Source organism: Pseudomonas sp. KB_12 (assembly GCF_052114545.1).
GTDB lineage: Bacteria > Pseudomonadota > Gammaproteobacteria > Pseudomonadales > Pseudomonadaceae > Aquipseudomonas > Aquipseudomonas brassicacearum.
This window is the reverse complement of record NZ_JBFREY010000030.1, coordinates 1-22835: the sequence shown is the minus strand read 5'-3', so window position 1 is coordinate 22835 and position 22835 is coordinate 1. Positions and strand designations below refer to the sequence as shown.

General features: G+C 62.2%; 19 protein-coding genes and 1 riboswitch. Of the genes, 13 read left to right on the top strand and 6 right to left on the bottom strand.

Annotation, left to right across the window (positions count from 1 at the left end):
* Positions 1 to 86 precede the first annotated feature (86 nt).
* From AB4Z20_RS21740 to hldE, 5 genes are all read left to right on the top strand, one after another.
* Positions 87 to 1259 carry an O-antigen ligase family protein gene (locus tag AB4Z20_RS21740; protein ID WP_442090570.1) on the top strand — a complete coding sequence of 391 codons (1173 nt, stop codon included), beginning with the start codon at positions 87 to 89 and terminating at the stop codon, positions 1257 to 1259.
* Between the two features lie 15 nt (positions 1260 to 1274).
* Positions 1275 to 3080 carry a lipid A export permease/ATP-binding protein MsbA gene (gene msbA / locus AB4Z20_RS21735; RefSeq protein ID WP_253471210.1) on the top strand — a complete coding sequence of 602 codons (1806 nt, stop codon included), beginning with the start codon at positions 1275 to 1277 and terminating at the stop codon, positions 3078 to 3080.
* A gap of 423 nt (positions 3081 to 3503) precedes the next feature.
* A complete protein-coding gene (locus tag AB4Z20_RS21730) occupies positions 3504 to 4208 on the top strand; it encodes a sulfotransferase family 2 domain-containing protein (protein WP_253471212.1) in 705 nt (234 codons plus the stop codon).
* Positions 4201 to 4809: an adenylyl-sulfate kinase gene (gene cysC, locus AB4Z20_RS21725; protein WP_253471213.1), complete on the top strand. Its 609-nt coding sequence runs from the start codon at positions 4201 to 4203 to the stop codon at positions 4807 to 4809. Before AB4Z20_RS21730 ends, cysC begins: the two co-directional genes overlap by 8 nt.
* 99 nt (positions 4810 to 4908) lie before the next feature.
* The gene (gene hldE / locus AB4Z20_RS21720; RefSeq protein ID WP_214511479.1) at positions 4909 to 6330 is read left to right on the top strand and encodes a bifunctional D-glycero-beta-D-manno-heptose-7-phosphate kinase/D-glycero-beta-D-manno-heptose 1-phosphate adenylyltransferase HldE; all 1422 of its coding nucleotides are present in this window, start codon (positions 4909 to 4911) and stop codon (positions 6328 to 6330) included.
* Positions 6331 to 6458: 128 nt separating this feature from the next.
* Here the strand turns inward: hldE and AB4Z20_RS21715 are convergent, their stop codons facing one another.
* From AB4Z20_RS21715 to AB4Z20_RS21700, 4 genes are all read right to left on the bottom strand, one after another.
* Positions 6459 to 7424, bottom strand: a complete 966-nt coding sequence (locus AB4Z20_RS21715) for a metal ABC transporter ATPase (RefSeq protein WP_214511478.1) — start codon at positions 7422 to 7424, stop codon at positions 6459 to 6461.
* Positions 7425 to 7458: 34 nt separating this feature from the next.
* Positions 7459 to 8271 (bottom strand): aldo/keto reductase, encoded by an 813-nt coding sequence (locus tag AB4Z20_RS21710; RefSeq protein WP_253471214.1) that lies wholly within the window; start codon positions 8269 to 8271, stop codon positions 7459 to 7461.
* Positions 8268 to 9443 (bottom strand): NAD(P)/FAD-dependent oxidoreductase, encoded by a 1176-nt coding sequence (locus tag AB4Z20_RS21705; protein ID WP_320389815.1) that lies wholly within the window; start codon positions 9441 to 9443, stop codon positions 8268 to 8270. The genes AB4Z20_RS21710 and AB4Z20_RS21705 overlap by 4 nt, the downstream gene beginning before the upstream one ends.
* Before the next feature lie 208 nt (positions 9444 to 9651).
* Positions 9652 to 9984 carry a DMT family transporter gene (locus AB4Z20_RS21700; RefSeq protein WP_003197153.1) on the bottom strand — a complete coding sequence of 111 codons (333 nt, stop codon included), beginning with the start codon at positions 9982 to 9984 and terminating at the stop codon, positions 9652 to 9654.
* A 103-nt stretch (positions 9985 to 10087) separates the two neighbouring features.
* Between AB4Z20_RS21700 and AB4Z20_RS21695 the strand changes: the two genes are divergently transcribed.
* Positions 10088 to 10978: a LysR family transcriptional regulator gene (locus AB4Z20_RS21695; RefSeq protein WP_258690255.1), complete on the top strand. Its 891-nt coding sequence runs from the start codon at positions 10088 to 10090 to the stop codon at positions 10976 to 10978.
* A 22-nt stretch (positions 10979 to 11000) separates the two neighbouring features.
* Positions 11001 to 12281, top strand: a complete 1281-nt coding sequence (gene waaA / locus AB4Z20_RS21690) for a lipid IV(A) 3-deoxy-D-manno-octulosonic acid transferase (RefSeq protein WP_442090569.1) — start codon at positions 11001 to 11003, stop codon at positions 12279 to 12281.
* 107 nt (positions 12282 to 12388) lie between these two features.
* Here waaA and AB4Z20_RS21685 read toward each other — a convergent pair whose 3' ends face one another.
* On the bottom strand, positions 12389 to 13828 hold the full coding sequence (locus AB4Z20_RS21685; protein ID WP_253471218.1) for a TolC family outer membrane protein: 1440 nt from the start codon (positions 13826 to 13828) through the stop codon (positions 12389 to 12391).
* 157 nt (positions 13829 to 13985) lie between these two features.
* Positions 13986 to 14091, top strand: a riboswitch (TPP riboswitch).
* Between the two features lie 175 nt (positions 14092 to 14266).
* Here AB4Z20_RS21685 and thiC point away from each other — a divergent pair.
* Both thiC and cytX read left to right on the top strand, forming a co-directional pair.
* Entirely contained in the window at positions 14267 to 16156 is a 1890-nt protein-coding gene (thiC, locus tag AB4Z20_RS21680) for a phosphomethylpyrimidine synthase ThiC (protein WP_253471219.1), read from the top strand.
* Between the two features lie 170 nt (positions 16157 to 16326).
* The gene (cytX, locus tag AB4Z20_RS21675; protein WP_442090568.1) at positions 16327 to 17619 is read left to right on the top strand and encodes a putative hydroxymethylpyrimidine transporter CytX; all 1293 of its coding nucleotides are present in this window, start codon (positions 16327 to 16329) and stop codon (positions 17617 to 17619) included.
* On the opposite strand, the gene AB4Z20_RS21670 is transcribed toward cytX, so the two are convergent.
* Positions 17588 to 18334 carry a DUF3298 domain-containing protein gene (locus tag AB4Z20_RS21670; protein WP_253471221.1) on the bottom strand — a complete coding sequence of 249 codons (747 nt, stop codon included), beginning with the start codon at positions 18332 to 18334 and terminating at the stop codon, positions 17588 to 17590. The genes cytX and AB4Z20_RS21670 overlap by 32 nt on opposite strands.
* A gap of 214 nt (positions 18335 to 18548) precedes the next feature.
* Here AB4Z20_RS21670 and AB4Z20_RS21665 point away from each other — a divergent pair, with 214 nt between their 5' ends.
* The 4 genes from AB4Z20_RS21665 to AB4Z20_RS21650 all read left to right on the top strand — a co-directional run bounded on the left by AB4Z20_RS21665 (position 18549) and on the right by AB4Z20_RS21650 (position 22343).
* Positions 18549 to 19166, top strand: coding sequence for an NUDIX domain-containing protein (locus AB4Z20_RS21665; RefSeq protein ID WP_253471222.1), 618 nt, complete (start codon positions 18549 to 18551; stop codon positions 19164 to 19166).
* Entirely contained in the window at positions 19157 to 19609 is a 453-nt protein-coding gene (locus tag AB4Z20_RS21660) for a DUF1249 domain-containing protein (protein ID WP_003186471.1), read from the top strand. Before AB4Z20_RS21665 ends, AB4Z20_RS21660 begins: the two co-directional genes overlap by 10 nt.
* A 99-nt stretch (positions 19610 to 19708) precedes the next feature.
* On the top strand, positions 19709 to 20524 hold the full coding sequence (gene cpdA / locus AB4Z20_RS21655) for a 3',5'-cyclic-AMP phosphodiesterase (protein ID WP_253471223.1): 816 nt from the start codon (positions 19709 to 19711) through the stop codon (positions 20522 to 20524).
* A 1486-nt stretch (positions 20525 to 22010) separates the two neighbouring features.
* Positions 22011 to 22343, top strand: a complete 333-nt coding sequence (locus tag AB4Z20_RS21650; protein ID WP_043042863.1) for a DUF6124 family protein — start codon at positions 22011 to 22013, stop codon at positions 22341 to 22343.
* The last annotated feature ends 492 nt before the right edge of the window (positions 22344 to 22835 follow it).

Sequence of the window (22835 nt, the reverse complement as noted above, 5' to 3'; positions counted from 1 at the left end):
GAACCGGTGCCGTGGCGGGCCATGATGCCCAAAAGTTTTTGTTTTCACCATGTCGGCTTGGTTGGTACACCGTTTAGGAGTGATAGATGCAGGCGACACGTTGGGCGCAGGGCTGGATGGCCTTTGGCTTGTTATGGTTTTTGCTGGCGATAGCCCTGGCACCGACCAACAAAATCTATCAGCAAGGGTTGGTTGCATTCGTCTGGTTGCCGGTAATCGTCTTCGCCTGGCCCGCCCGCCATCGGCTGGTGGAGTTGTGGCGCGCCCAAAGGGTGATCTGCACGGCATTGCTGGCGTTGATGCTCTGGGCGTTGGCCACACTGTTCTGGGCCGAGGTGGCAGAGCCTGTCCGTGAGGTCAAGCGACTGCTCTACATCCTGACATTCCTGTTGTTTTTCCCGATTTTTGCCGACGGCCGACCCGAGCGTGTGATTCGTATCATGCAATGGGGTGGCCTGGGGCTCGCGCTGACGGCCTTGATGGCCATCATCCATTTCTACGGGTATGCGAACAATCACTGGGATGCTCGCCTGGAAGGGCTGGGGGAATTGTCCCATCCGATCCTCGGTGGCTACGTGATCGGATTGGCGGCTATCTGGTTGCTGCACTGGATGCCGCGTCATATAGGGTTGCAAGTGCTTTGGGTGGTAGCCCTGGGCGTGTTGGCCGTCTTTGTGGTCGCGAGCCAGAGCCGCGGCGCTGCGCTGGCCTTGCTGCTTAGCGTACTGGCCATGCCAATTTACTGTCGGGGGCAGCGTGCCCGGATTATCGCCGCCACGGCCCTGGTGCTGGCGATGCTGACCTTCTGGCTGTTCGAGCCGTTGGTCATGGCGCGCGGTGCCTCCTATCGTCCCGAGATTTTCATGTCGAGCCTGCGCATGATTGCCGAGCGTCCGTGGGGCGGTCTTGGCTTGGCAGCCGACTATCGGGTTATCAGCCACGGCATCCAATTTGATCATGCCCACAATCTGTTCAGCCACGTCACCATCCAACTCGGGCTGCCGGGGTTGTTGTTGTGGTGCATCGTCTGGTTCTCCGTGTTGCGCGAAGCCTGGCGTGCCCGGGACAGCCTGCTGGGTCGGGGCGTGCTTGGTATGTGGGTGTTTTCGTTCCTGGCGATGCAGTTCGACGCTGCGAGCCTGACCGGAACCGCTCGCGCCGAATGGTTCATTACCTGGTTGCCGATTGGCCTGGCCGGCGTTTTGACCTGGGCGCGGGCCAATTCCGGTGGCTGTGATAAAATTCCGCGTTCTTCCTAACCAGTGAGCCCGACGATGAGTGACGCACCGCCCAAAGCGGAACAGGATTCCAGCCTGAAGATCTATTTTCGGTTGCTGGGATACGTCAAACCCTACGCGGGCATTTTCCTGCTGAGTATCGTGGGTTTCGTGATATTTGCTTCGACCCAGCCCATGTTGGCTGGGATTCTCAAATATTTCGTCGACGGCTTGAGCAACCCCGATGCGGTGCTCTTTCCCAACGTGCCGTATCTCAAGGACTTGAAACTGCTGATGGCAGTGCCGCTGCTGATCGTCCTGATCGCGGCCTGGCAGGGCCTGGGGTCGTTCCTGGGCAACTATTACCTGGCCAAGGTTTCCCTGGGGCTGGTGCACGACCTGCGGGTCGAGTTGTTCAAGAAATTGCTGGTGCTGCCCAATCGCTATTTCGACACCCACAATTCCGGGCACCTGATCTCCCGGATCACCTTCAACGTGACCATGGTCACCGGTGCCGCCACCGATGCCATCAAGGTGGTGATCCGCGAAGGTCTCTCCGTGGTCTTCCTCTTTGCCTACCTTGTATGGATGAACTGGAAGCTGACCCTGGTGATGTTGGCGATCCTGCCGCTGATCGCGGTCATGGTCAGCAGCACCAGCAAGAAATTCCGCAAGCAGAGCAAAAAGATCCAGGTGGCCATGGGCGACGTGACCCACGTTGCTTCCGAGACCATCCAGGGTTACCGCGTGGTGCGCAGCTTCGGCGGCGAGGCCTACGAAGAGCAGCGCTTTACCAACGCCAGCCAGGGCAATACCGATAAGCAATTGCGCATGACTCGCACCGGCGCGGTCTATACGCCAATGCTGCAACTGGTGATCTACACCGCCATGGCGGCCCTGATGTTCCTGGTGCTGTTCCTGCGTGGCGACGCGACGGCGGGTGACCTGGTGGCCTACATCACGGCCGCGGGTTTGCTGCCCAAGCCGATTCGGCAGCTCTCGGAAGTCAGCTCCACCATCCAGAAAGGCGTGGCCGGTGCCGAGAGCATCTTCGAGCAACTGGATGTCGAACCGGAGGTCGACAGGGGTACGGTCGAGCAGGAGCGGGTCAGCGGTCGTCTTGATGTGCGCAACCTGAGCTTTACCTACCCCGGCGCTGATCGCGAGGTGCTCAAGGACATCAGCTTCACCGCGGCACCCGGGCAGATGATTGCACTGGTGGGCCGTTCGGGCAGCGGCAAGTCGACCCTGGCGAGCCTTATTCCGCGCTTCTATCACCATGAGCTCGGCCAGATCCTGCTCGACGACGTGGAAATCGAAGACTACCGCCTGCGCAACCTGCGTCGTCATGTCGCCCAGGTGACCCAGCATGTCACGCTGTTCAATGACACGGTGGCCAACAATATCGCCTACGGCGACCTGGCCGGTGCGCCACGGGCGGATATTGAAAAGGCGGCCCGGGATGCCTATGCCATGGACTTCATTGAGCAGTTGCCCAATGGCCTGGACACCGAGGTGGGTGAAAACGGCGTGCTGCTGTCCGGCGGCCAGCGCCAGCGCCTGGCCATTGCAAGGGCGTTGTTGAAGAACGCGCCGCTGCTGATCCTCGACGAGGCCACTTCGGCGCTGGACACCGAGTCCGAACGGCATATCCAGGCCGCGCTGGACCAGGTCATGAAAGGCCGTACGACCCTGGTCATCGCGCATCGTCTGTCGACCATCGAAAAAGCCGACATGATCCTGGTAATGGACCAGGGCCGTATCGTCGAACGGGGTACCCATGGCGAGCTCCTGGCGCAGAATGGCTACTACTCGCGTCTTCATGCCATGGGACTGGACGCCCCTGCCCAGAATATCGCCTGAGTTCGGATCCCTGGCTGGGATAGCGGCTTCGATCAACTGTGGGAGCGAGCTTGCTCCGGGCGGCGCTCCGACGATAGCGGCGTGCCTGGGCCGGTGATCTTGAATGTGCCGGTGCCATCGCGAGCAAGCTCGCTCCCACAGGTCCGGCGTCGGACACAGATGTTGTGCGCGCCTCAGTGCCAATGTGGGAGCGAGCTTGCTCCGGGCGGCGTTCCGACGATAGCGGTGTGTCTGGGGCGGTGATGTTGAATGTGCCATGCCATCGCGAGCAGGCTTGCTCCCACAGGTTTGTATCGGAATCCTTACCTGCCTTGACCAACCCACAATAAATCTGCGACCCGTGACTGCTAAGGTCTGGCCACAGGATTTTCCTGGACCAACTTCAGTCATCGAGGGGGCCATCCCTCTCGCGCGTGGACGTGCATGCTGCAACGCTATCTGTGGAAGTTACTGCCCAAATCGCAGCGCTCCTTTCTGTTGGGGCGCCTGTCGGTTGTCGATCGGCAGGTCGTGAACAAATCGATGTCGGCCAATTGCCGTTTCCCCGAAGCTTTCGCCCAGCGCGGCTGCCTGTTCATCCATGTGCCCAAATGCGCCGGTAGCAGTATTTGCGTGGGGCTTTTCGATGGCTACACCCCGGGCCACCTGCCGTTGTATTGGTACGAAGAGCAGTTCGCGCAGCAGTACGCCGCCAGTTTCAAGTTTGCCTTTGTTCGTGATCCGCTGGAACGTGCATATTCGGCCTATGCTTTCCTGCGGGGCAACACGTTGGGGCCGCGCGATCATGCGGCTCAGAAACTGGTCGGCCAATACCGCGACTTCGATGATTTCGTCGCGCGCTGGCTGCACCCGGAGAACATCACCCGGCAATTGCATTTCGCTGCCCAGACAGATTTCCTCACCGATTCCCTCGGCCACCTGGCGATGGACTTCATCGGTTATCAGGAATACCTGGGCAGGGACTATCAGCGGGTGTGCGAGCATCTGGGACTGGCTGCGACGTTGCCCCATGTGAACCGCACCCGGCAGCGCGCTGCGGTGCCGGTAAGGGAAATTTGCTCGGTACGGACCCGTCGGCTGGTACGGCGGGTGTACCAACGTGACTACGAGATGCTTGGTTATGAATGAAACGTCAAAGGTATCGATGCAACAGGTGCAGATTCGTCCTTTTGCCCAGGCGCTCACGCCCGAGGATCGGGCCGCCATCAAAGCCCAGCGCCCCCGCTGCATCTGGCTGACAGGGCTGTCGGGGGCGGGCAAGTCGACGCTGGCCAATGCCCTGGAAGTGCAGCTCAACCAGATGGGCCTGCACACGGCCCTGCTCGATGGCGACAACCTGCGCCAGGGGTTGTGCCGGGGCCTGGGCATGGATGCCGAGGCCCGCAAGGAAAATATCCGCCGCATTGCCGAGGTGGCGCGCTTGATGGTCGATGCCGGCCTGATCGTCATCGTTGCGGCCATCTCACCGTTTCGCGCTGACCGGGAAGCGGCCCGACATCTGTTCCCCGAGGGCACCTTCGTGGAGGTTTATGTGAGTACCCCTTTTGACGTCTGTGCCCAGCGTGATCCAAAGGGGTTGTACCGCGAGGCCCGTGCCGGGCGGATCAAGAACTTCACCGGGCTCGACAGTCCCTACGAGGCGCCGCTTGCGCCGGACTGTGAGATCAACACCAGCGAGGTGGAGCTGGCCCAGGCTTGTGCGCGACTATCGGCGTTGCTGCAAATCTGATCGAGTCCCCATCCTGGCTTCGCGTTGCTGCCATGGACAAGCCTTCGCCAACCCTGTGCTAATATCGCGGCCCTGTTCATTTTGTATGTGGGATGCTCCATGAAGTTGTCCATGCCGCGATTCGATCAAGCCCCTGTATTGGTGGTCGGCGATGTCATGCTCGACCGCTATTGGCATGGCGGTACCTCACGGATTTCCCCTGAGGCGCCGGTACCGGTGGTCAAGGTCGAGCACATCGAGGATCGCCCCGGTGGTGCCGCCAACGTTGCCCTGAACATCGCCGCCCTCGGCGCGCCGGCTTCCCTGGTGGGCGTGACCGGCGACGACGAGGCTGCCGACAGCCTGACCAACAGCCTCAAGGGCGCGGGCGTACGTGCGATATTCCAACGCATTGCGCACCAGCCGACCATCGTCAAGCTGCGGGTCATGAGCCGTCACCAACAACTGCTGCGCATCGACTTCGAAGAACCTTTCGCCACCGATCCGCTGGCCCTCGGTGCCGAGGTCGACAACCTGCTCGAAGGCATCAAGGTCCTGGTGTTGTCGGACTACGGCAAAGGCGCGTTGAAAAACCACCAGGCGCTGATCCAGGCCGCGCGTGCCCGTGGCATTCCGGTCCTGGCCGATCCCAAGGGCAAGGATTTTTCCATTTACCGTGGCGCCAGCCTGATCACGCCGAACCTCAGCGAATTCGAAACCATCGTCGGCGGTTGCGTCGATGAACACGAATTGGTGAGCAAAGGCGCGCAGCTGATGCAAGACCTCGACCTTGGCGCCTTGCTGGTGACCCGTGGCGAGCATGGCATGACCCTGCTGCGCCCCGATCACCCGGCGTTGCACCTGCCGGCCCGTGCCCGGGAAGTGTTCGACGTGACGGGTGCCGGCGACACCGTGATTTCCACCCTGGCCGCGGCGATCGCTGCCGGCGAGGAATTGCCCCATGCGGTCGCCCTGGCGAACCTGGCGGCAGGCATTGTCGTCGGCAAGCTTGGCACGGCAGCCATCAGCGCCCCCGAGCTGCGCCGCGCCATTCAGCGCGAGGAAGGCTCCGAGAGAGGCGTTCTGGGCCTGGAGCAACTGCTGTTGGCCGTTGACGACGCCCGTGCCCACAACGAACGAATCGTCTTCACCAACGGCTGCTTCGACATTCTGCACGCGGGCCATGTGACCTACCTCGAGCAGGCCAGGGCGCAAGGTGACCGCCTGATCGTCGCGGTCAATGACGATGCGTCCGTGAGCCGTCTCAAAGGGCCTGGTCGTCCGATCAACAGCGTCGACCGGCGCATGGCGGTCCTGGCCGGCCTGGGTGCGGTGGACTGGGTGATCAGCTTCAGCGAGGGTACGCCGGAAAACCTGCTGCGCCAGGTCAAGCCGGATGTGCTGGTCAAGGGCGGGGACTACGGGATCGACCAGGTCGTGGGTGCGGACATCGTCACCGCCTACGGCGGCACCGTGAAGGTGTTGGGGCTGGTGGAAAACAGCTCGACGACGGCGATTGTGGAAAAAATTCGCAACAACTGATGTTGTGGGAGCGAGCTTGCTCGCGATGGCGTTGGATCAGTCAGTATTCATTTGACTGATACACCGCCATCGCGAGCAAGCTCGCTCCCACAGGGGGCCGTTGTCCAGCTAGAAAAGGGGCATCAGTCCTAACGAGCCGCCTTGCGCGGCACGATCTTCTTGAGCAATTGCCGGGCCTTGCCCTTGAGTCGGGTCAGGCCTGACTCCTTGCCCGGTGGCGTCAGCCCTTGTTGGCGCAGCCAGTCCTTCCAGCGAATCCGCTCGTCTCGCACCAGCCAGCCGTCCTGCTTGGCAAAGCTCTCCGCCAGGTACAGCCCACGGGTGCTGGCCGGGTACAGCTGGTCCTTTTTCAAGGTATACAGCTCGGGCATGGGTTGGCCGTCCTGTAGCGGCATCAGGTACAGGTCCGGCCGCTTGCGGTCCAGGCGCGCGACCAACTGGTCGCCTTCCAGACGCTCATCGACGTGAAACAGGCTCAGGGACTTGGCTTCCTTGGGCACATCCAAACGCAAGTCATAGATCAGTTGCAGCGATGCCGTCGGCAGGTGCACGTAGGCCCGTGGTCGCTCGATCAGTTGCAGGTTGGCGCTGCGCACCGGGCGGGCCGAGCCCGACAGGGGAGTCAGCCGAAACGGCAAGGCTTCGCGGTAATGCAGGGCGGTGGCGTAGGGGGCCGGCAGCCAGGTGTCGTTGAAACGCCCGCCAAGCCAACCTTCCGGGGTTTCCAGCAGGCATTCTTCGGCAATTTCGCTGATGGCGGTAAGCAGTGGCAGGTTCAACTCGTGGGCCGGGACGTAGCCGGAAATCAGCTTGAGCACCACATCGCCGCGATCCTGCCGGCGCTGGCGCACCAGTACCCAATAGTCGCGGTTCTGCCAATGCAGGGTCAGGCGCACAGAAACGCCCAGGTTTGCCAACTCCAGGGAAAAGCGCTCGGCATCGGCCACGGCTACCGGGCGGCGGCGCTGCAAGGTCTGGGCGAAATTCAGCGGCATCCCGACGCTCTGGTAAGTCAGGCCTTCGGGTGTCGCTTCGACGAACAGGGGCAGGGTCTTGAAGTTGCTGGGATTCTTTCTGATGAGCGTACGCGGCATGTCGGCTCCTTCCTTAAGGCCGCGTAGGGCGGCGTCAGTTTTTACGCAGGACCTGGGCTACGGTCGCGACGTTATGGGCGAGGTGCAGCGGATTGATGGTGCCGACAATAGCACTGGCGACCCCAGGATGCTCAAACAACAGTTCGAAGCTGGCGCGAACCGGGTCTACCCCGGGGCTCAGGCAGACGTGGCCGCTGGCCAGGGCCTTTTTCACCAGGATCGCCTTGCCGTGTTCGTTGGCGTAGTCAATGACAGCCTTTTCGTTTCGTTCGTTCAGATTGTAGGTGACCATCGCACAATCGCCTTGTTCCAAGGCTTTCAAGCCACCGTCGACAGTCTTGCCGGAAAAACCGAAGCCGCCGATCTTGCCCTCGCGCTTGAGCGCCGCCAGGGTCGGGTAGACCTCGCTGTCGTTGAGGATCGCCAGGTCGTTGCCATCCGAATGTACCAGGACCAGGTCGATATAGTCGGTTTCCAGGCGCTTGAGGCTGCGTTCCACCGAGAACCGGGTATGGGCGGCGCTAAAGTCGTGGCGTGACTGGCCGTCGCTGAATTCTTCGCCGACCTTGCTGACAATCACCCAGTCCTGGCGTTGGCCGCGCAGCAGCGGGCCGAGGCGCTCTTCGCTGCGGCCATAGGCCGGCGCGGTGTCGATCAGGTTGATACCCAGGTCGCGCGCCAGTTTGAGCAACATGCGCGCTTCGTCGTCATCGGGGATCTGAAAGCCGTTGGGGTATTTGACGCCTTGGTCGCGACCGAGCTTGACGGTACCCAGGCCCAGGGGGGAGACCCGCGGGCCGTCATGGCCCAGGGGGCGATAGAGGTCATGCAGGGTCGGTTGGCTCATGGCAGCAGTTGCTCCCAGGCAGGGACGCCCATCGGCGGCTTCGGCAGGTCCGGCAGTGGGGCCGGGTGGCTTGGCTGGATGCCATCGCGTTGCAGGGCGTTGACCACCCGATCGGCGAAGTCCGGGGCCAGGGCCAGTTTGGTCGGCCAGCCCACCAGCAAGCGATCCTGTTCGGCGAGGAAGGCGTTATCCGGGCGGGTCAGGCCCGACTGCAACGGTTCGGCGCGGTCAACCCGCAGCGTGGCCCATTGCGCGGTGCTCAGGTCAATCCAAGGCAACAATTGGCCGAGTTCTTTCTGGGCGGCGGCGATCTGCGCGGCAGGCTCGCGGGTCACGCCATCACCTTCGGCCAGATCGCCACCCACGTACCAGACCCATTGGCCATCGGCCGCCGGATGAGTGGTCACGGTGACGCGCGGCTTCGGTCCGCCGCCCAGGCAATGGGCGTAGAGCGGCTTGAGGCTGGGGCCCTTGACCAGGACCATGTGCAGCGGCCGGCGCTGCATGGCTGGCTGGTCCAGGCCCAAGGCGTTGAGCAGGTCGGCGGTGCCGCCCCCGGCGCTGAGGACAATACGCTGGGCGCGAATCTCGCGGCCATCGACCTTGAGTCCGATCAGCTCGCCCCCTTCGCGCAGCGGTTCGATGTGCTGCCCGGCCAGCAAGCTGTCGCCGGCCAGTTCCGCCAGGCGCGCGATCACGCTCGGCACGTCCACCACCAGCTCGGCCAGGCGATAGACCTTGCCCTTGAAGCGCTTGTCTTGCAGGGCCGGCGGCAACTGGTCGCCCTTGACCTGGTCGACCCGCCCTCGCACGGCCTTGCTGGCAAAGAAACTGGTGAGGTTGCCGGCCAGGGTGCCGGGGGACCAGAGGTAATGGGCATCGGACAGCATGCGCACGCCGGACAGGTCCAGCTCACCTTCACCTTTCAGGGCTTCGCGCCAGCGACGCGGCATGTCGGCGATGGCTTCCGACGCACCGCTCAGGGCGCCATGCAAGGCGTACTTGGCGCCGCCATGGATGATGCCCTGGGATTTGACGCTCTGCCCGCCGCCGAGGCTGGCGCTTTCCACCAGCACGGTCGAAAAACCCTGGCGACGCAGGCGTGCATTCAGCCAGAGGCCGGCGACGCCTGCGCCGACAATCAGAATGTCGGTGGAAATAACGGATGGCATGAGCGACCTCAGTGTTCAAGACGAGGGCGCAGTATACAGACTCAATGCAGAGGGAATTTGTTGGCGGTCAACCTGTGGGAGCAAAGCTTGCTCGCGATACGGGCGCCTCGGTTCCAGAGAGGCCGCGTCGTTTTCATCGCGGGCAAGCCTTGCTCCCACAGACTTCCCCTTGCCGAACATGTGTTTTCAGTCCTTTTAATCCGTGTTTTCAGTGGCCAGCAGTCTTGGAAAAGAGTTGGATCACGACAACCCCAAGCACAATCAACGCCATCCCCAGCATCGCCGGCACGTCCAGTTTCTGCCCATAGATGAACAACGCCGCGACACTGACCATGACGATCCCCAGCCCGGCCCAGACCGCATAAGCCACGCCCACCGGTACGGTGCGCACCACCAGCGTCAGCATCCAGAACGCGGTGCCGTAGCCGACGATGACCAGCAGCAAAGGCAGAGGCGTGCTCAGGCCCTTGATCGCTTTCATCGAAACGGTGGCGATGACTTCGGCACAGATGGCGATGGCCAGGTAGTAGTAGGCGTTCATGGGCGGTTCCTCTTCGACGGTTGCGTCTTTCGATGGGGCCATTCTAGAGATGGGTCAGATGCGGTAAAGTCATTACCTATCTGGAATCAAGATAGGTTGAGCCATGAACGTGCAGTGGAACCTGGAGCAACTGCGGCTGTTTGTCGGGGTCGCCGAGAAACGTTCGTTTTCGGCTGTGGCCCGGGATCAGCGCAAGGCCCAATCGGCCATCAGCAGTGCAATTGCGTTGTTGGAGACGGATTTGGGCGTGAGCTTGTTCGAGCGCAGCAGCGGCCGTCAGCCCAGGCTCACCGACGCGGGCGAAGCCCTGCTCGAAGAGGCCCGGGAAGTGCTGCGCCAGTGCGAGCGCCTCAATGGCCGGGCCCTGGCGCTGATGCGTGGGCAGGAAGCATCGTTGCGCCTGGCCCAGGACGAAGCCATGCCCTATCAACCGGTCATCGACAGCCTGGCGGCCCTGGCCGAGCAATTTCCCACCCTCGAAGTGCAACTGGCCAGCGCCGCCCAAGGCGATGTGGCGCGCAAACTGGTGGAGCGCCGCGCCGACCTCGGCTTGCTGTTCTATCACGACCAGATCCCCGAGGCGCTGGAGCGCCGGGTGCTGGGCAGCGTCGAGATGGTGACGGTGTGCGGCAGGGGCCATCCACTGGCGAACCATGATTATGTGACCTGCCGGGAAATGGCCCGGCACCGCCAGTTGTTGATGGCCACCCAGTCCAGTGTCTATCCCGGCAGTGAACAGGCCAGCCCGCAGGTCTGGCGGGCCGACAGTTTCTATGTGTTGGCCGAATGGCTGAGGAGTGGCCTGGGCTGGGCCTGGCTGCCACGGCATGTAGTGCAATACCCGGCGTACCTGGGCGACATGGTCGAGCTCAGCAGCGAATGGACCCCGCCGGCGCTGGTGGTGGAACTGGTCTGGCGCCGCGATGAACCCCTGGGCCCGGCCGCGCGTTGGCTGGCGGAACGTTTTGCCGTGCAGTTGCAGGCGATTGGCTGAAAAACCGATAAACTCCGCCGCCATGAACAGAACTCTCTATAGCGCGTTGTTTTACCTGGGGCTGCCACTGGTAGCGATTCGGCTGTGGTTGCGGGCCCGCAAGGCGCCGGCTTATGCCCGGCGCATTGGCGAGCGGTTCTCCTGGGGGCTGCCGGTCATGGTGCCGGGGGGCATCTGGGTCCACGCGGTGTCGGTGGGCGAGAGCATCGCCGCCGCGCCAATGATCCGCGCCTTGCTGCAACGTTATCCACAGCTGCCGATCACCGTCACGTGCATGACGCCCACCGGTTCGGAGCGGATCCAGGCGTTGTTCGCCAACGAGCCGCGCATCCAGCATTGCTATTTGCCTTACGACTTGCCTTGCGCCGCCAAGCGTTTTCTCGACCGGGTCCGGCCGTCCCTGGCGGTGATCATGGAAACCGAGCTGTGGCCCAACCACATTCACCAATGCGCCAGGCGCGGCATTCCCGTGGCCCTGGCCAACGCACGGCTCTCGGAGCGTTCGGCGCGGGGCTATGGGCGTTTTCCCAAGCTCACCCGGCCGATGCTCGCCGAGATGAGCCTGTTCGCCGTGCAGACCGAAGCCGAAGCCGAGCGTTTTCGCCAGTTGGGCGCGCGGGCGGAAACCGTCGAAGTCACCGGCTCCATCAAGTTCGACCTGAGCATCGCCCCGCAACTGCTCGAAGACGCCAGCGCCTTGCGCCGTCAGTGGCAGGCAACCGAGCGCCCGGTGTGGATCGCCGCCAGTACCCATGAAGGCGAGGACGAAGTGGTGCTGGCCGCCCATCGTCGGTTGCTCGACAGTTATCCCGATGCGTTGCTGATCCTGGTGCCGCGTCATCCTGAGCGTTTCGATTCAGTACACCAGTTGTGCGAAAGCGAAGGCTTTGCCACGGCCCGGCGCTCCAGCGCACAACCGGTCACCGCCCAGACGTCGGTGTTGCTCGGCGATACCATGGGTGAACTGCTGTTTCTCTACGCGTTGGCCGACAGCGCGTTCGTCGGTGGTAGCCTGGTGCCCAACGGTGGACACAACCTGCTCGAGCCGGCGGCGCTGGCGAAACCGGTGCTCAGCGGGCCGCATTTGTTCAACTTCCTCGAAATCGCCGCGCAACTGCGCGCTGCCGGTGCGCTGGCGGAAGTGGACGATGCCGAAAGCCTGGCCCTGGCAGTGCAGCGCCTGTTCGAACTGCCCCGCGATGCCCAGCGCATGGCCGAGGCGGGGCTTGCGGTGATGCGCACCAACCAGGGCGCGTTGCAGCGCTTGCTGGATGGGTTGGGGCGGTTGCTAGCCGGAGGCTAATCGCTGGCCTGGCCCGTAGGAGCTGCCGAAGGCTGCGATCTTTTGATCTTTCGCTTGGGATTCAAGTGTCTGGGAAAAGATCGCAGCCTCGTTGCACTCGACAGCTCCTACTGCGCCGGCCGTGAGCGCAATTGCGCCGCTGCCGCCTGGGCCAGGTCCGGCGGCAGGAAGTCGCGGTCCGGGTTGTAGTCGGGCTTGAGGTAGCGCGACAAGTCCTGCAGATCCGCCGGGCTCAACGTCCCGGCCGCCTGCTTGAGACGCAGGTTGTCGAGGATGTAGTCGTAGCGGGCGTTGTTGTAGTTGCGCACCGAGGTGTACAGCTGGCGCTGGGCGTCGAGCACATCGACGATGTTGCGGGTGCCCACCTGGTAACCGATTTCCGTGGCCTCCACCGCGCTCTGGTTGGAGATGATCGACTGACGCCGGGCCTGGACCTGCTCCACGTCGGTGTTCACTGCGCGGTGCAGGTTGCGGGTGTTTTCCACCACCTGCCGGCGCAGGGCTTCGCGTTGCTGCTCTGTCTGGGTGAGTTGCGAGTAGGATTCGCGCACCTGGGAGCTGGTCAGCCCGCCACTGAAAATCGGAATGTTCAGTTGCAAGGCCAGCGTGCGCTGATCGACGTCGCCGCTGTAGGTGCGACCAAAGGCGTTCGGATTGCTGAAACCCAGGGCGTCGTTGTCGCCTTTTTCGTATTTCGCCACGGCGTCCAGGGTCGGCGCGTGACCGGCCTTGCGTTGGCGTAAAGTGTCTTCGGCGGCATCGACGGCGTAGTTGCTGGCCAGCAGGTTGAGGTTCTGCTTGGCGGCGGTGTCGACCCAGGCCTTGGCGTCGTTCGGCGTCGGCGGCAGGATCGGCAGGGTGTGGACGATGCCCTGGAGCGAGTTGTACTGGCGGTTGGTCAGGGTGATCAACGCCTCGAAGGCATCGTCGACCTGGCGCTGGGCGAGGATCCGGTTGGCCCGTGCGGTGTCGTAGCTGGCCTGGGATTGCAGCACATCGGTCTTGTCCGACAAGCCTACGTCAAAACGTTCGTTGGACTGGTCGAGTTGGCGCTTGAACGCGGCTTCCTCGGCTTTGGTCGAGGCGAGGTTGTCCTGGCTGCGCAGCACGTTGAAGTAACTCTCGGCGCTTTGCAGGATCATGTTCTGCTCGGTAGCCGACAGTTGCAGCGAGGCCTGTTCATTCACCGACTTGGCGGCCTGGAACTGGAACCAGCGATCGGCACGGAACAAGGGCTGGGACAGCGTGGCCTGGTAGGAGCGGGCGCTGCGGTTGGCGACCGCGGAAGGCTGGTCGATGTCGGTGCGCACATTGGCGACTTCCGCACCGCCGGACAGGTTCGGCAACAACCCGGCGCGAGCCTGGGGCACCACTTCCTTCTGGGCGCCATACTGGGCGCGGGCAGCGGCCAGGTCGGCGTTGTTGTCCACCGCTTCCTGATACACGCTCACCAGATCGGTTTTGTTGGTCAAGGGCGCTTCGGCGGCCCATGCCATTGCGTTGGACGCACAAGACACGGCCAAGGCCAGTGAAAGTTTGCGCAGCATGAGGCTATCCCTAGTTCACAATGAGAGTGCGCTTAAGTGGCGCGCGGCGTAGCGAGTGTAGTTGCGCCTGGGCACGGCAACAATCCTGTATATGCGCCATTCATCACGCCTTTTGCCCTGGCGATGGCGTTCTCTCGTGGTTGTGTCTAGACTGGCCGGGTTCTTGTCGGGGTGCCTTGCTATGAGGCTGAGATCGAATAATTTCGGATCCCGTTGAACCTGATCAGGTTAGCGCCTGCGTAGGGAACAAGATTTCTCGTCACCCGGCGAGTCCTCTTGTGCTTCGTCCGGGATGTTGTTCGACCATCGACTTTCGATTTTCGAGCATGCTCGAGCAGCAAGCACAGCGTCCGCACTTTCGTGCAGGGGCGCGTCCATTCGTTACAGGTTCGCTCCGACAAAAATCCACTGCCTGGATGTGTGTCTGGAGAGCCCGTGATGACGACAAAATCAAAAAACGCGACCAACCTAAGTGAATCGGCCCAGGTCGATCAGCAATCGGTTCAGCCCTTTACCCGCTCGCAAAAAATCTATGTCCAGGGCAGCCGCCCGGATATCCGCGTGCCCATGCGCGAAATCAGCCTCGACGTGACCCCCACCGACTTCGGCGGCGAAATCAACGCGCCGGTTGTGGTGTACGACACCTCGGGCCCCTACACCGACCCGAACGTGATCATCGACGTGCGCAAAGGCCTGGCCGACGTGCGCTCTTCGTGGATCGAAGCCCGTGGCGACACCGAGCGTCTTGCCGGCCTGAGCTCCAACTTCGGCCAGGAACGCCTGGCTGATCCCGAGCTGACCAAGCTGCGTTTCGCCCACGTGAACAACCCGCGTCGCGCCAAATCGGGTGCCAACGTCAGCCAGATGCACTACGCGCGCAAAGGCATCATCACCGCCGAGATGGAATACGTCGCCATCCGCGAAAACATGAAGCTGGAAGTCGCCCGCGCCGCTGGCCTGCTGGACCAGCAGCACGCCGGCCACAGCTTCGGCGCCAGCGTGCCGAAAGTCATCACCCCGGAATTCGTGCGTGACGAAATCGCCCGTGGTCGCGCGATCATCCCGGCCAACATCAACCACACCGAACTGGAACCGATGATCATCGGCCGTAACTTCCTGGTGAAGATCAACGGCAACATCGGCAACAGTGCGCTGGGTTCGTCCATCGAAGAAGAAGTGGCGAAGCTGACCTGGGGCATCCGCTGGGGTTCGGACACGGTCATGGACCTGTCCACCGGCAAGCACATCCATGAAACCCGTGAGTGGATCATCCGCAACTCGCCAGTGCCGATTGGCACCGTGCCGATCTACCAGGCCCTGGAAAAAGTCGGCGGCGTGGCTGAAGACCTGACCTGGGAGCTGTTCCGCGACACGCTGATCGAACAGGCCGAGCAGGGCGTCGACTACTTCACCATCCACGCCGGCGTGTTGCTGCGCTATGTGCCGATGACCGCCAAGCGCGTCACCGGTATCGTCAGCCGTGGCGGTTCGATCATGGCCAAGTGGTGCCTGGCGCACCACAAAGAGAACTTCCTCTACACCCACTTCGAAGACATCTGCGAAATCATGAAGGCCTACGACGTCAGCTTCTCGCTGGGTGATGGCCTGCGTCCGGGCTCGATTGCCGACGCCAACGACGAAGCGCAGTTCGGTGAGCTGGAAACCCTCGGCGAGCTGACCAAGATCGCCTGGAAGCACGATGTGCAATGCATGATCGAAGGCCCCGGCCACGTGCCGATGCAACTGATCAAAGAGAACATGGACAAGCAGCTCGAGTGCTGCGACGAGGCGCCGTTCTACACCCTCGGCCCACTGACCACCGACATCGCGCCGGGCTACGACCACATCACCTCCGGCATCGGTGCGGCGATGATCGGCTGGTTCGGTTGCGCCATGCTCTGCTACGTCACGCCGAAGGAACACCTGGGCTTGCCGAACAAGGATGACGTGAAGACCGGGATCATCACCTACAAGATCGCCGCGCACGCAGCCGACCTTGCCAAGGGCCACCCGGGCGCGCAGATCCGTGACAACGCCTTGAGCAAGGCGCGTTTCGAGTTCCGTTGGGAGGACCAGTTCAACCTCGGCCTGGACCCGGATACCGCCCGCTCGTACCACGACGAAACCCTGCCGAAGGACTCGGCCAAGGTGGCGCATTTCTGCTCGATGTGCGGGCCGAAATTCTGCTCGATGAAAATCACCCAGGAAGTGCGCGAGTACGCGGCCAACCAACGCATTGAAGCGGTGGATGTCGATGTCGCCCAGGGCTTGGCGGAGCAGGCTGAGCGGTTCAAGAAGGAAGGTAGTCAGCTTTACAAGAAAGTCTGATTTGAGCTGAGGGCGGTGGTGTTTTCACCGCCCCCATCGCGAGCAAGCTCGCTCCCACAGAGGGTTTCTGTTGTTCACAAGATTTGTGTACGCAGCAGGCCCCCTGTGGGAGCGAGCTTGCTCGCGATAGCGGCCAAAAAAACAACAAATATCCCTCTGAGATAACTCCCTTGAACATCCAACCCAGCACCTACTCCCCAGACACCGTCGTCCCCCTGGACAAGCGCGTCTTCGGCGCTCGCGATCTGTTTTCCCTGTGGTTTTCCCTGGGCATCGGCCTGATGGTCTTGCAGGTCGGCGCCTTGCTCGCGCCGGGCCTGGGCTTGAGTGGTTCGTTGCTGGCGATTTTCCTCGGCACGCTGGTGGGCGTCCTGCTGCTGGCGGCCGTCGGGGTGATCGGCAGCGACACCGGCCTGTCGGCCATGGCCGCCCTCAAGCTCAGCCTCGGCGGCAAGGGCGCGAGCGTGCCGGCGGTGTTGAACCTGCTGCAGCTGATTGGCTGGGGCTCGTTCGAAATCATCGTCATGCGTGATGCCGCCAGCCTGCTCGGTGCCCGGGCCTTCAGCGAAGGCAGCCTGGGCTCCAACCCTCTGCTGTGGACGCTGTTCTTCGGCGCCCTGGCGACCCTGCTCGCGGTCAGCGGGCCGTTGACGTTCGTGCGCAAGGTCCTGCGCAAGTGGGGCATCTGGCTGCTGCTGGCGGCGTGTATCTGGCTGACCTGGAACCTGTTCGCCAAGGCTGATCTGGTTGCGCTGTGGGCCGAGGCGGGCGACGGCTCGATGCCGCTGGCGGTGGGCTTTGATATCGCCATTGCGATGCCGCTGTCCTGGCTGCCGCTGATCGCCGACTACTCGCGTTTCGGCAAACGCGCCAAGAATGTCTTCGGCGGTACTGCCGTGGGGTTCTTCATCGGTAACGTCTGGCTGATGAGCCTGGGCGTGGCCTACACCCTGGCGTTCGCGCCGAGCGGTGAAGTCAACGCGTTGCTGCTGGCCCTGGCTGGCGCCGGGTTGGGCATTCCGCTGCTGCTGATTCTGCTGGATGAGTCGGAAAACGCCTTCGCCGACATTCACTCGGCGGCGGTCTCCAGTGGCATGTTGTCGGGGCTGAAGGTCGAACACCTGGCCTTGGCGATTGGCGTGCTCTGCACCTTGATCGCCTGCTTCGCGCCGTTGGCGCAGTACCAGAACTTCCTGTTACTGATCGGTTCGGTATTCGCGCCGCTGTTCGGCGTGGTGCTGGTGGACCACTTCATCTTGCGCAAGCGCAGCAGCCAAGTGGTATCAGCCGCGTTGCGCTGGCCGGCCCTGTTGGCCTGGTTGGGTGGGGTGAGCACTTATCACTTGCTGGCCAACTTCTATCCGGACATCGGCGCAACCCTGCCGTCGCTGATTCTGGCAGGGTTGCTGCAACTGTTGCTGGGTCGGGCTTTCAGCTACGGCCGGGGAACAGCTCGGGCTTGAGGATGCCATTGAGGCGTGGGTAAGCGATCTTCAATTCGATGTGGCCCAAGGCGTATGGCGCGATGGTGCTCACTTCGTACTTGAGGATCACCCCGCCGTAGGTCAGCGCCACGTGTGGGGTTTTCTGGAAGGACCACTGTTTCAGGAACTCGGGTTCCTGATCCAGCTTGGTGCTGATCAGCCAACTGTTGTGGGCGACCTGGGCAGCTTTCCAGAACGCTTCTTCCTGGCCCGGTAGCAGCATGTCCGACAAGGTCAGCACCTTGTGTTCCTGGCGCGAATAGTTGATGAAGCCGCGGCCCGGCGTGCCGTGGGCGCCGCCGGTGTCCAGGTAGCTGGACAATTCGATGATCACCAGGCCGTCATGTTGCTCACGTACCTTGGCCTGCAAATAGCTGCTGTTGCGGGGCGCGGCGTTGCGCAGGAACTGCTCGCGATAGGCGGCAAGCGTCGGCGCCGCCGGGGCGTCCGGGGCGGTGCGGGTCATTTGCAGCAGGCGTTTTTCGACGATGCCGTCCAGGGCCGGCTCGGAGGGAAAGTGCAGGGTATCGATGTTCACCAACGGGCAGTCGGCACTGGCGCAACCTTGTTGCAGTTGTTCCGACGCGTCGCGGGTGGTTTCCAGCGGTGCGCGGTAATTGGGTTGGAACAGGCTTTGGCAAGCGCCCAGGGTCAGGGCAATGGCGGCCACGGAGGCAGTTTTGAAAAGCGACATGGGCGTCCTTCATGAAACAGGGAAAGGCGAAAAGTTACCCGCTTCGACTGCCAGCAGGACAATCAGTTCGCCACTAAGCTCATTAGAGTTCTTTCACCTTCTGCCGTCCATCCCGATGAGTGGAAAGGGGCTGCATCAAAGGGTACGGGCGCGTTAGGATGGCGCGAAGCCGAGGTTGGAACCTCGTATTGATCCATTGCACACGAGGATTGTCATGACCGATTTCGCCAACGCCGCACCGAGCACCGTGGACATCGTCAAGCGCGAGAGCTGCTTCCAGGGTTTCTACAAACTCGACCGTGTGCACTTGCGTCACGAATTGTTTGCCGGTGGCATGAGCCGCGAAATCAGCCGTGAATTGTTCGTGCGCCATGACGCGGTGTGCGTGTTGCCCTACGACCCGCAGCGCGATGAAGTGGTGTTGATCGAGCAGTTTCGCGTCGGTGCCATGGACAAGGGCGCCAACCCTTGGCTGGTGGAATTGGTGGCCGGCCTGATCGACAAGGACGAACAACCGGAAGAAGTTGCTCATCGTGAAGCGCAGGAGGAAGCTGGGCTTGCCTTCGCTGCGCTTTGGCCGATGACCAAATATTTTCCATCGCCGGGCGGCAGCGATGAATTCGTGCATTTGTACCTGGGGCGTTGCGACAGCGTGGGGGCCGGTGGCCTGCATGGCTTGGAGGAAGAAGCCGAAGACATTCGTGTGAAGGTCTGGGCTTTCGAAGATGCCTTGCAAGCCGTGCGCGACGGGCGTATCTGCAACGCGGCCAGCATCATTGCCTTGCAATGGCTGGCCTTGAATCGCGATGAAGTGAGGGGGCTATGGTCCTGAACAAGCTGCGCGATCGCTATCGCGTCGATCTGGTGGGGTTGCAGGCCGCCTGCGAGGCCAACTACGCTCGCCTGATGCGCTTGTTGCCGGACATGCGCAACGATCCGGCGCCGCGGCGTATCGCCGTGACCCACGGCGACCAGATGCTGGGTGTGTTGGCGCTGGAAGTGCTGCAGACCTGCCCCTACACCACCACGCTGCAAGTGCGCCAGGAGCACAGCCTGCCCTGGCTGCCGGTGCCGCAGCTGGAGGTCCAGGTCTATCACGATGCGCGCATGGCCGAAGTCGTCAGCGCCGAACATGCACGACGCTTTCGCGGCATCTATCCTTACCCCAATGCGTCAATGCACCAGCCGGATGAAAAAGCCCAGTTGAACCTGTTCCTGGGCGAGTGGCTGAGTCATTGCCTGGCGCTGGGCCATGAGTTCGAAGTCGTTCGGTAGTTGTGAACCGGTTCCGGTTCGCGGGTTTCCCCTTTCGATCATCCCCCAGCATAATTGCGGCTTCATGCAACGGCGTGACTGCGCCTGGGAGAGAGCGATTTGCCGAGCGTATCCAGCTTGACCACTGCCGATGCGGCGTTGCTGGTCCAACTGTCTGACAGCCATTTGTTCGCCGAGGCCGATGCCTCGTTGCTGGGCATGAATACCTGTGACAGTTTGCGGGCGGTCATTGACTTGGTGCTCAAGCAGCAGCCGGACATTGACCTGATGCTTGCCACGGGGGATTTGTCCCAGGACGGCACGTTGGAATCCTACGCGGCGTTTCGGCAATTGACTGCGCGAATCGATGCGCCGGCGCGGTGGATTCCGGGTAACCATGATGAGCCGCAGGTGATGCTCAAGGCGACGGTCAAGAGTGCGTTGCTCGATCCGGTGGTGGACATTGGCAACTGGCGCGTGACGATGCTGGACTCCGCGGTGCCTGGTTCGGTGCCGGGTTTTTTGGCCGAGGAGCAGTTGATTTTGTTGGCCAATGCCTTGAGCGAGGCGCCGGAGCGGCATCACTTGGTGTGCCTGCATCATCATCCGGTGTCGATTGGGTGTGCGTGGATGGAGCCGATTGGGTTGCGTAATCCTGAGGCGCTGTTTGCGGTGTTGGATCGGTTTCCTCAGGTTCGGGCGGTGTTGTGGGGGCATGTGCATCAGGAGGTTGACCGGGTGCGCGAGGGGGTTCGTTTATTGGCTTCGCCTTCGACCTGTATTCAGTTTGAGCCGGGGAGTGAGGATTTTGCGGTGGGCTCGCAGGCGCCGGGGTATCGGTGGTTGCGGCTTTTGCCGGATGGGCGGTTGGAGACGGGGGTCGAGCGGGTGGTTGGGTTTGCGTTTACCCCCGACTATGGCTCCAACGGGTACTGAGGACGAGGCGGCCTGACAGCCGGCCTGTCTCTCCCGGTTGTACATCTTTCAGATCTGTGGGAGCAAAGCTTGCTCGCGATGGCGGCCTGACTGAGTACATATCCATTGCTGCGGTAACGGCCGCTTAGGGTTCCGCCCTGACGGCGGGTCACTTTTGAAAAGCGCAAAAGTAACCAAAACGCTTCTGCCCCACCACTCGGCACCTCGCTAAGGCTCGGTGTGCCCTCACTCCGGCATTGCTCCGTGGGCCCGCCGCGAAGGGCCATCCATGGCCCAGCGCGGCTAACCCGGCATCCATGCCGGGATGCCCACTGCGCAATGCCTGCGTTCGGCCATCGTGGTTAACGGGGCGCCCGAGATCAACGTCCACGCCGAGGCGGCCTAGTAGCCGACCTGGCTCTCCCGGTCGTACACCCATCAGACATGTTTGAGCAGGACCTGTGGGAGCAAAGCTTGCTCGCGAGGCGCGCCTGATAGCCGACCTAGCTCTTCCGGTCGTACTCCTATCCCATTGTGGGAGCGAGCCTGCTCGCGATGGCGGTCTGATTGAGTACATATCCATTGCTGCGGTAACGACGGCTTAGGGTTCCGCTCTTACAGCGGCTCACTTTTGAGAAGCGCAAAAGTAAGCAAAACGCTCATGCCCCACCACTCGGTGCCTCGCTTAGGCTCGGCATGCCCTCACTCCGGCATTGCTCCGTGGGCCCGCCGCGAAGGGCCATCCATGGCCCAGCGCGGCTATCCCGGCATCCATGCCGGGATGCCCACTCCACAACGCCTGCGTTCGGCCATCGTGGTTAACGGGGCGTCCGAGATCAACGTCCACGCCGAGGCGGCCTAACAGCCGACCTGGCTCTCCCGGTCGTACACCCATCAGACTTGTTTGAGCAGGACCTGTGGGAGCAAAGCTTGCTCGCGAGGCGGCCTGATAGCCGACCTAGCTCTTCCGGTCGTACTCCTATCCCATTGTGGGAGCGAGCCTGCTCGCGAAGACGGCGGCACATTCAGCATTGATGCAAGCAGACCCACCGCTATCGCGAGCAAGCTCGGCTCCCACAGGGATCGGCGGTGGACACGGATCTTATAAACGACCCAAAACCTGTGTGGGAGCGAGCTTGCTCGCGATGGCGGCCTGACAGCCGACCAGGATTGTGGGAATGGTCGGACAATCCTCCGGGCTGCAGCAGATTTTTCCGACGAGCTCTGGCGGTTGCCGGGTGGGAAGGGCTGTCGCTAGTCTTTTCCCGTCGCTGCAAATTCAGCGGCCGGGCCTGGAAACCCGATGAGTACGAAGGCAGATCAGCGAGTCACGTGAGATACTGCGGCGCTTTGAGCGTTCAGTGCTGCGTTATGGCGGCTGTGCGCGGGAGACTTTCAAGTCTGCCGGGTTTCCTTCGACCTTGGTTTCCAGCCCGCGCATAGCTGCCACCCTCTCGCCTGGAAACGGGAGATGGCGGTTCCACTACGCAAACGAAGGATACGCATCATGTTCAAAGCCACACCCAATCCCCCCGAAACCGATCCCCAAGAACTCGATGAAGCCGCCAAGCGCGCCATCGACCACTATCTCGACCCCAAACCTCAAGCCAAAAAGAAAAAGCCCTCAGGTCAACTGTTCACCGTCGTGGACGGCGTCGACACCGAAAGCCTGCTGGCCAACCTCAGCGAAACTTTGGCCTCAGCCGATGCCATGGTCAGCGACCTTGTCTTCGACCTGAAAGGCTCGCGACGCCATGTTGCCCTTGGCATTCAGCAACTGATTGAGCTGGGCGCTTTATTGGCGAATCGGATGCTGGACAACGTCAATACACAACCCTGACCACACCGCGCGCAGAAGCGAGCAAGCTCGCTCCCACAATGGGATCTGAGTACGACCGGGAGAGCCAGGTCGGCTGTCAGGCCGCCTCGCGAGCAAGCTTTGCTCCCACAGGTCCTGCTCAAACAAGTCTGACGGGTGTACGACCGGGAGAGCCAGGTCGGCTACTAGGCCGCCTCGCGGTGGACGTTGATCTCGGACGCCCCGTTAACCACGCTGGCCGAACGCAGGCATTGTGCAGTGGGCAACCCGGCATGGATGCCGGGTTAGCCGCGCTGGGCCATGGATGGCCCTTCGCGGCGGCCCACGGAGCAATGCCGGAGTGAGGGCATGCCGAGCCTAGGCGAGGCACCGAGTGGTGGGGCAAAAGCGTTTTGCTTACTTTTGCGCTTTTCAAAAGTGAGCCGCCGTCAGGGCGGAACCCTAAGTGGCCGTTACCGCAGCAATGGATATGTACTCAATCAGACCGCCATCGCGAGCAAGCTCGCTCCCCCC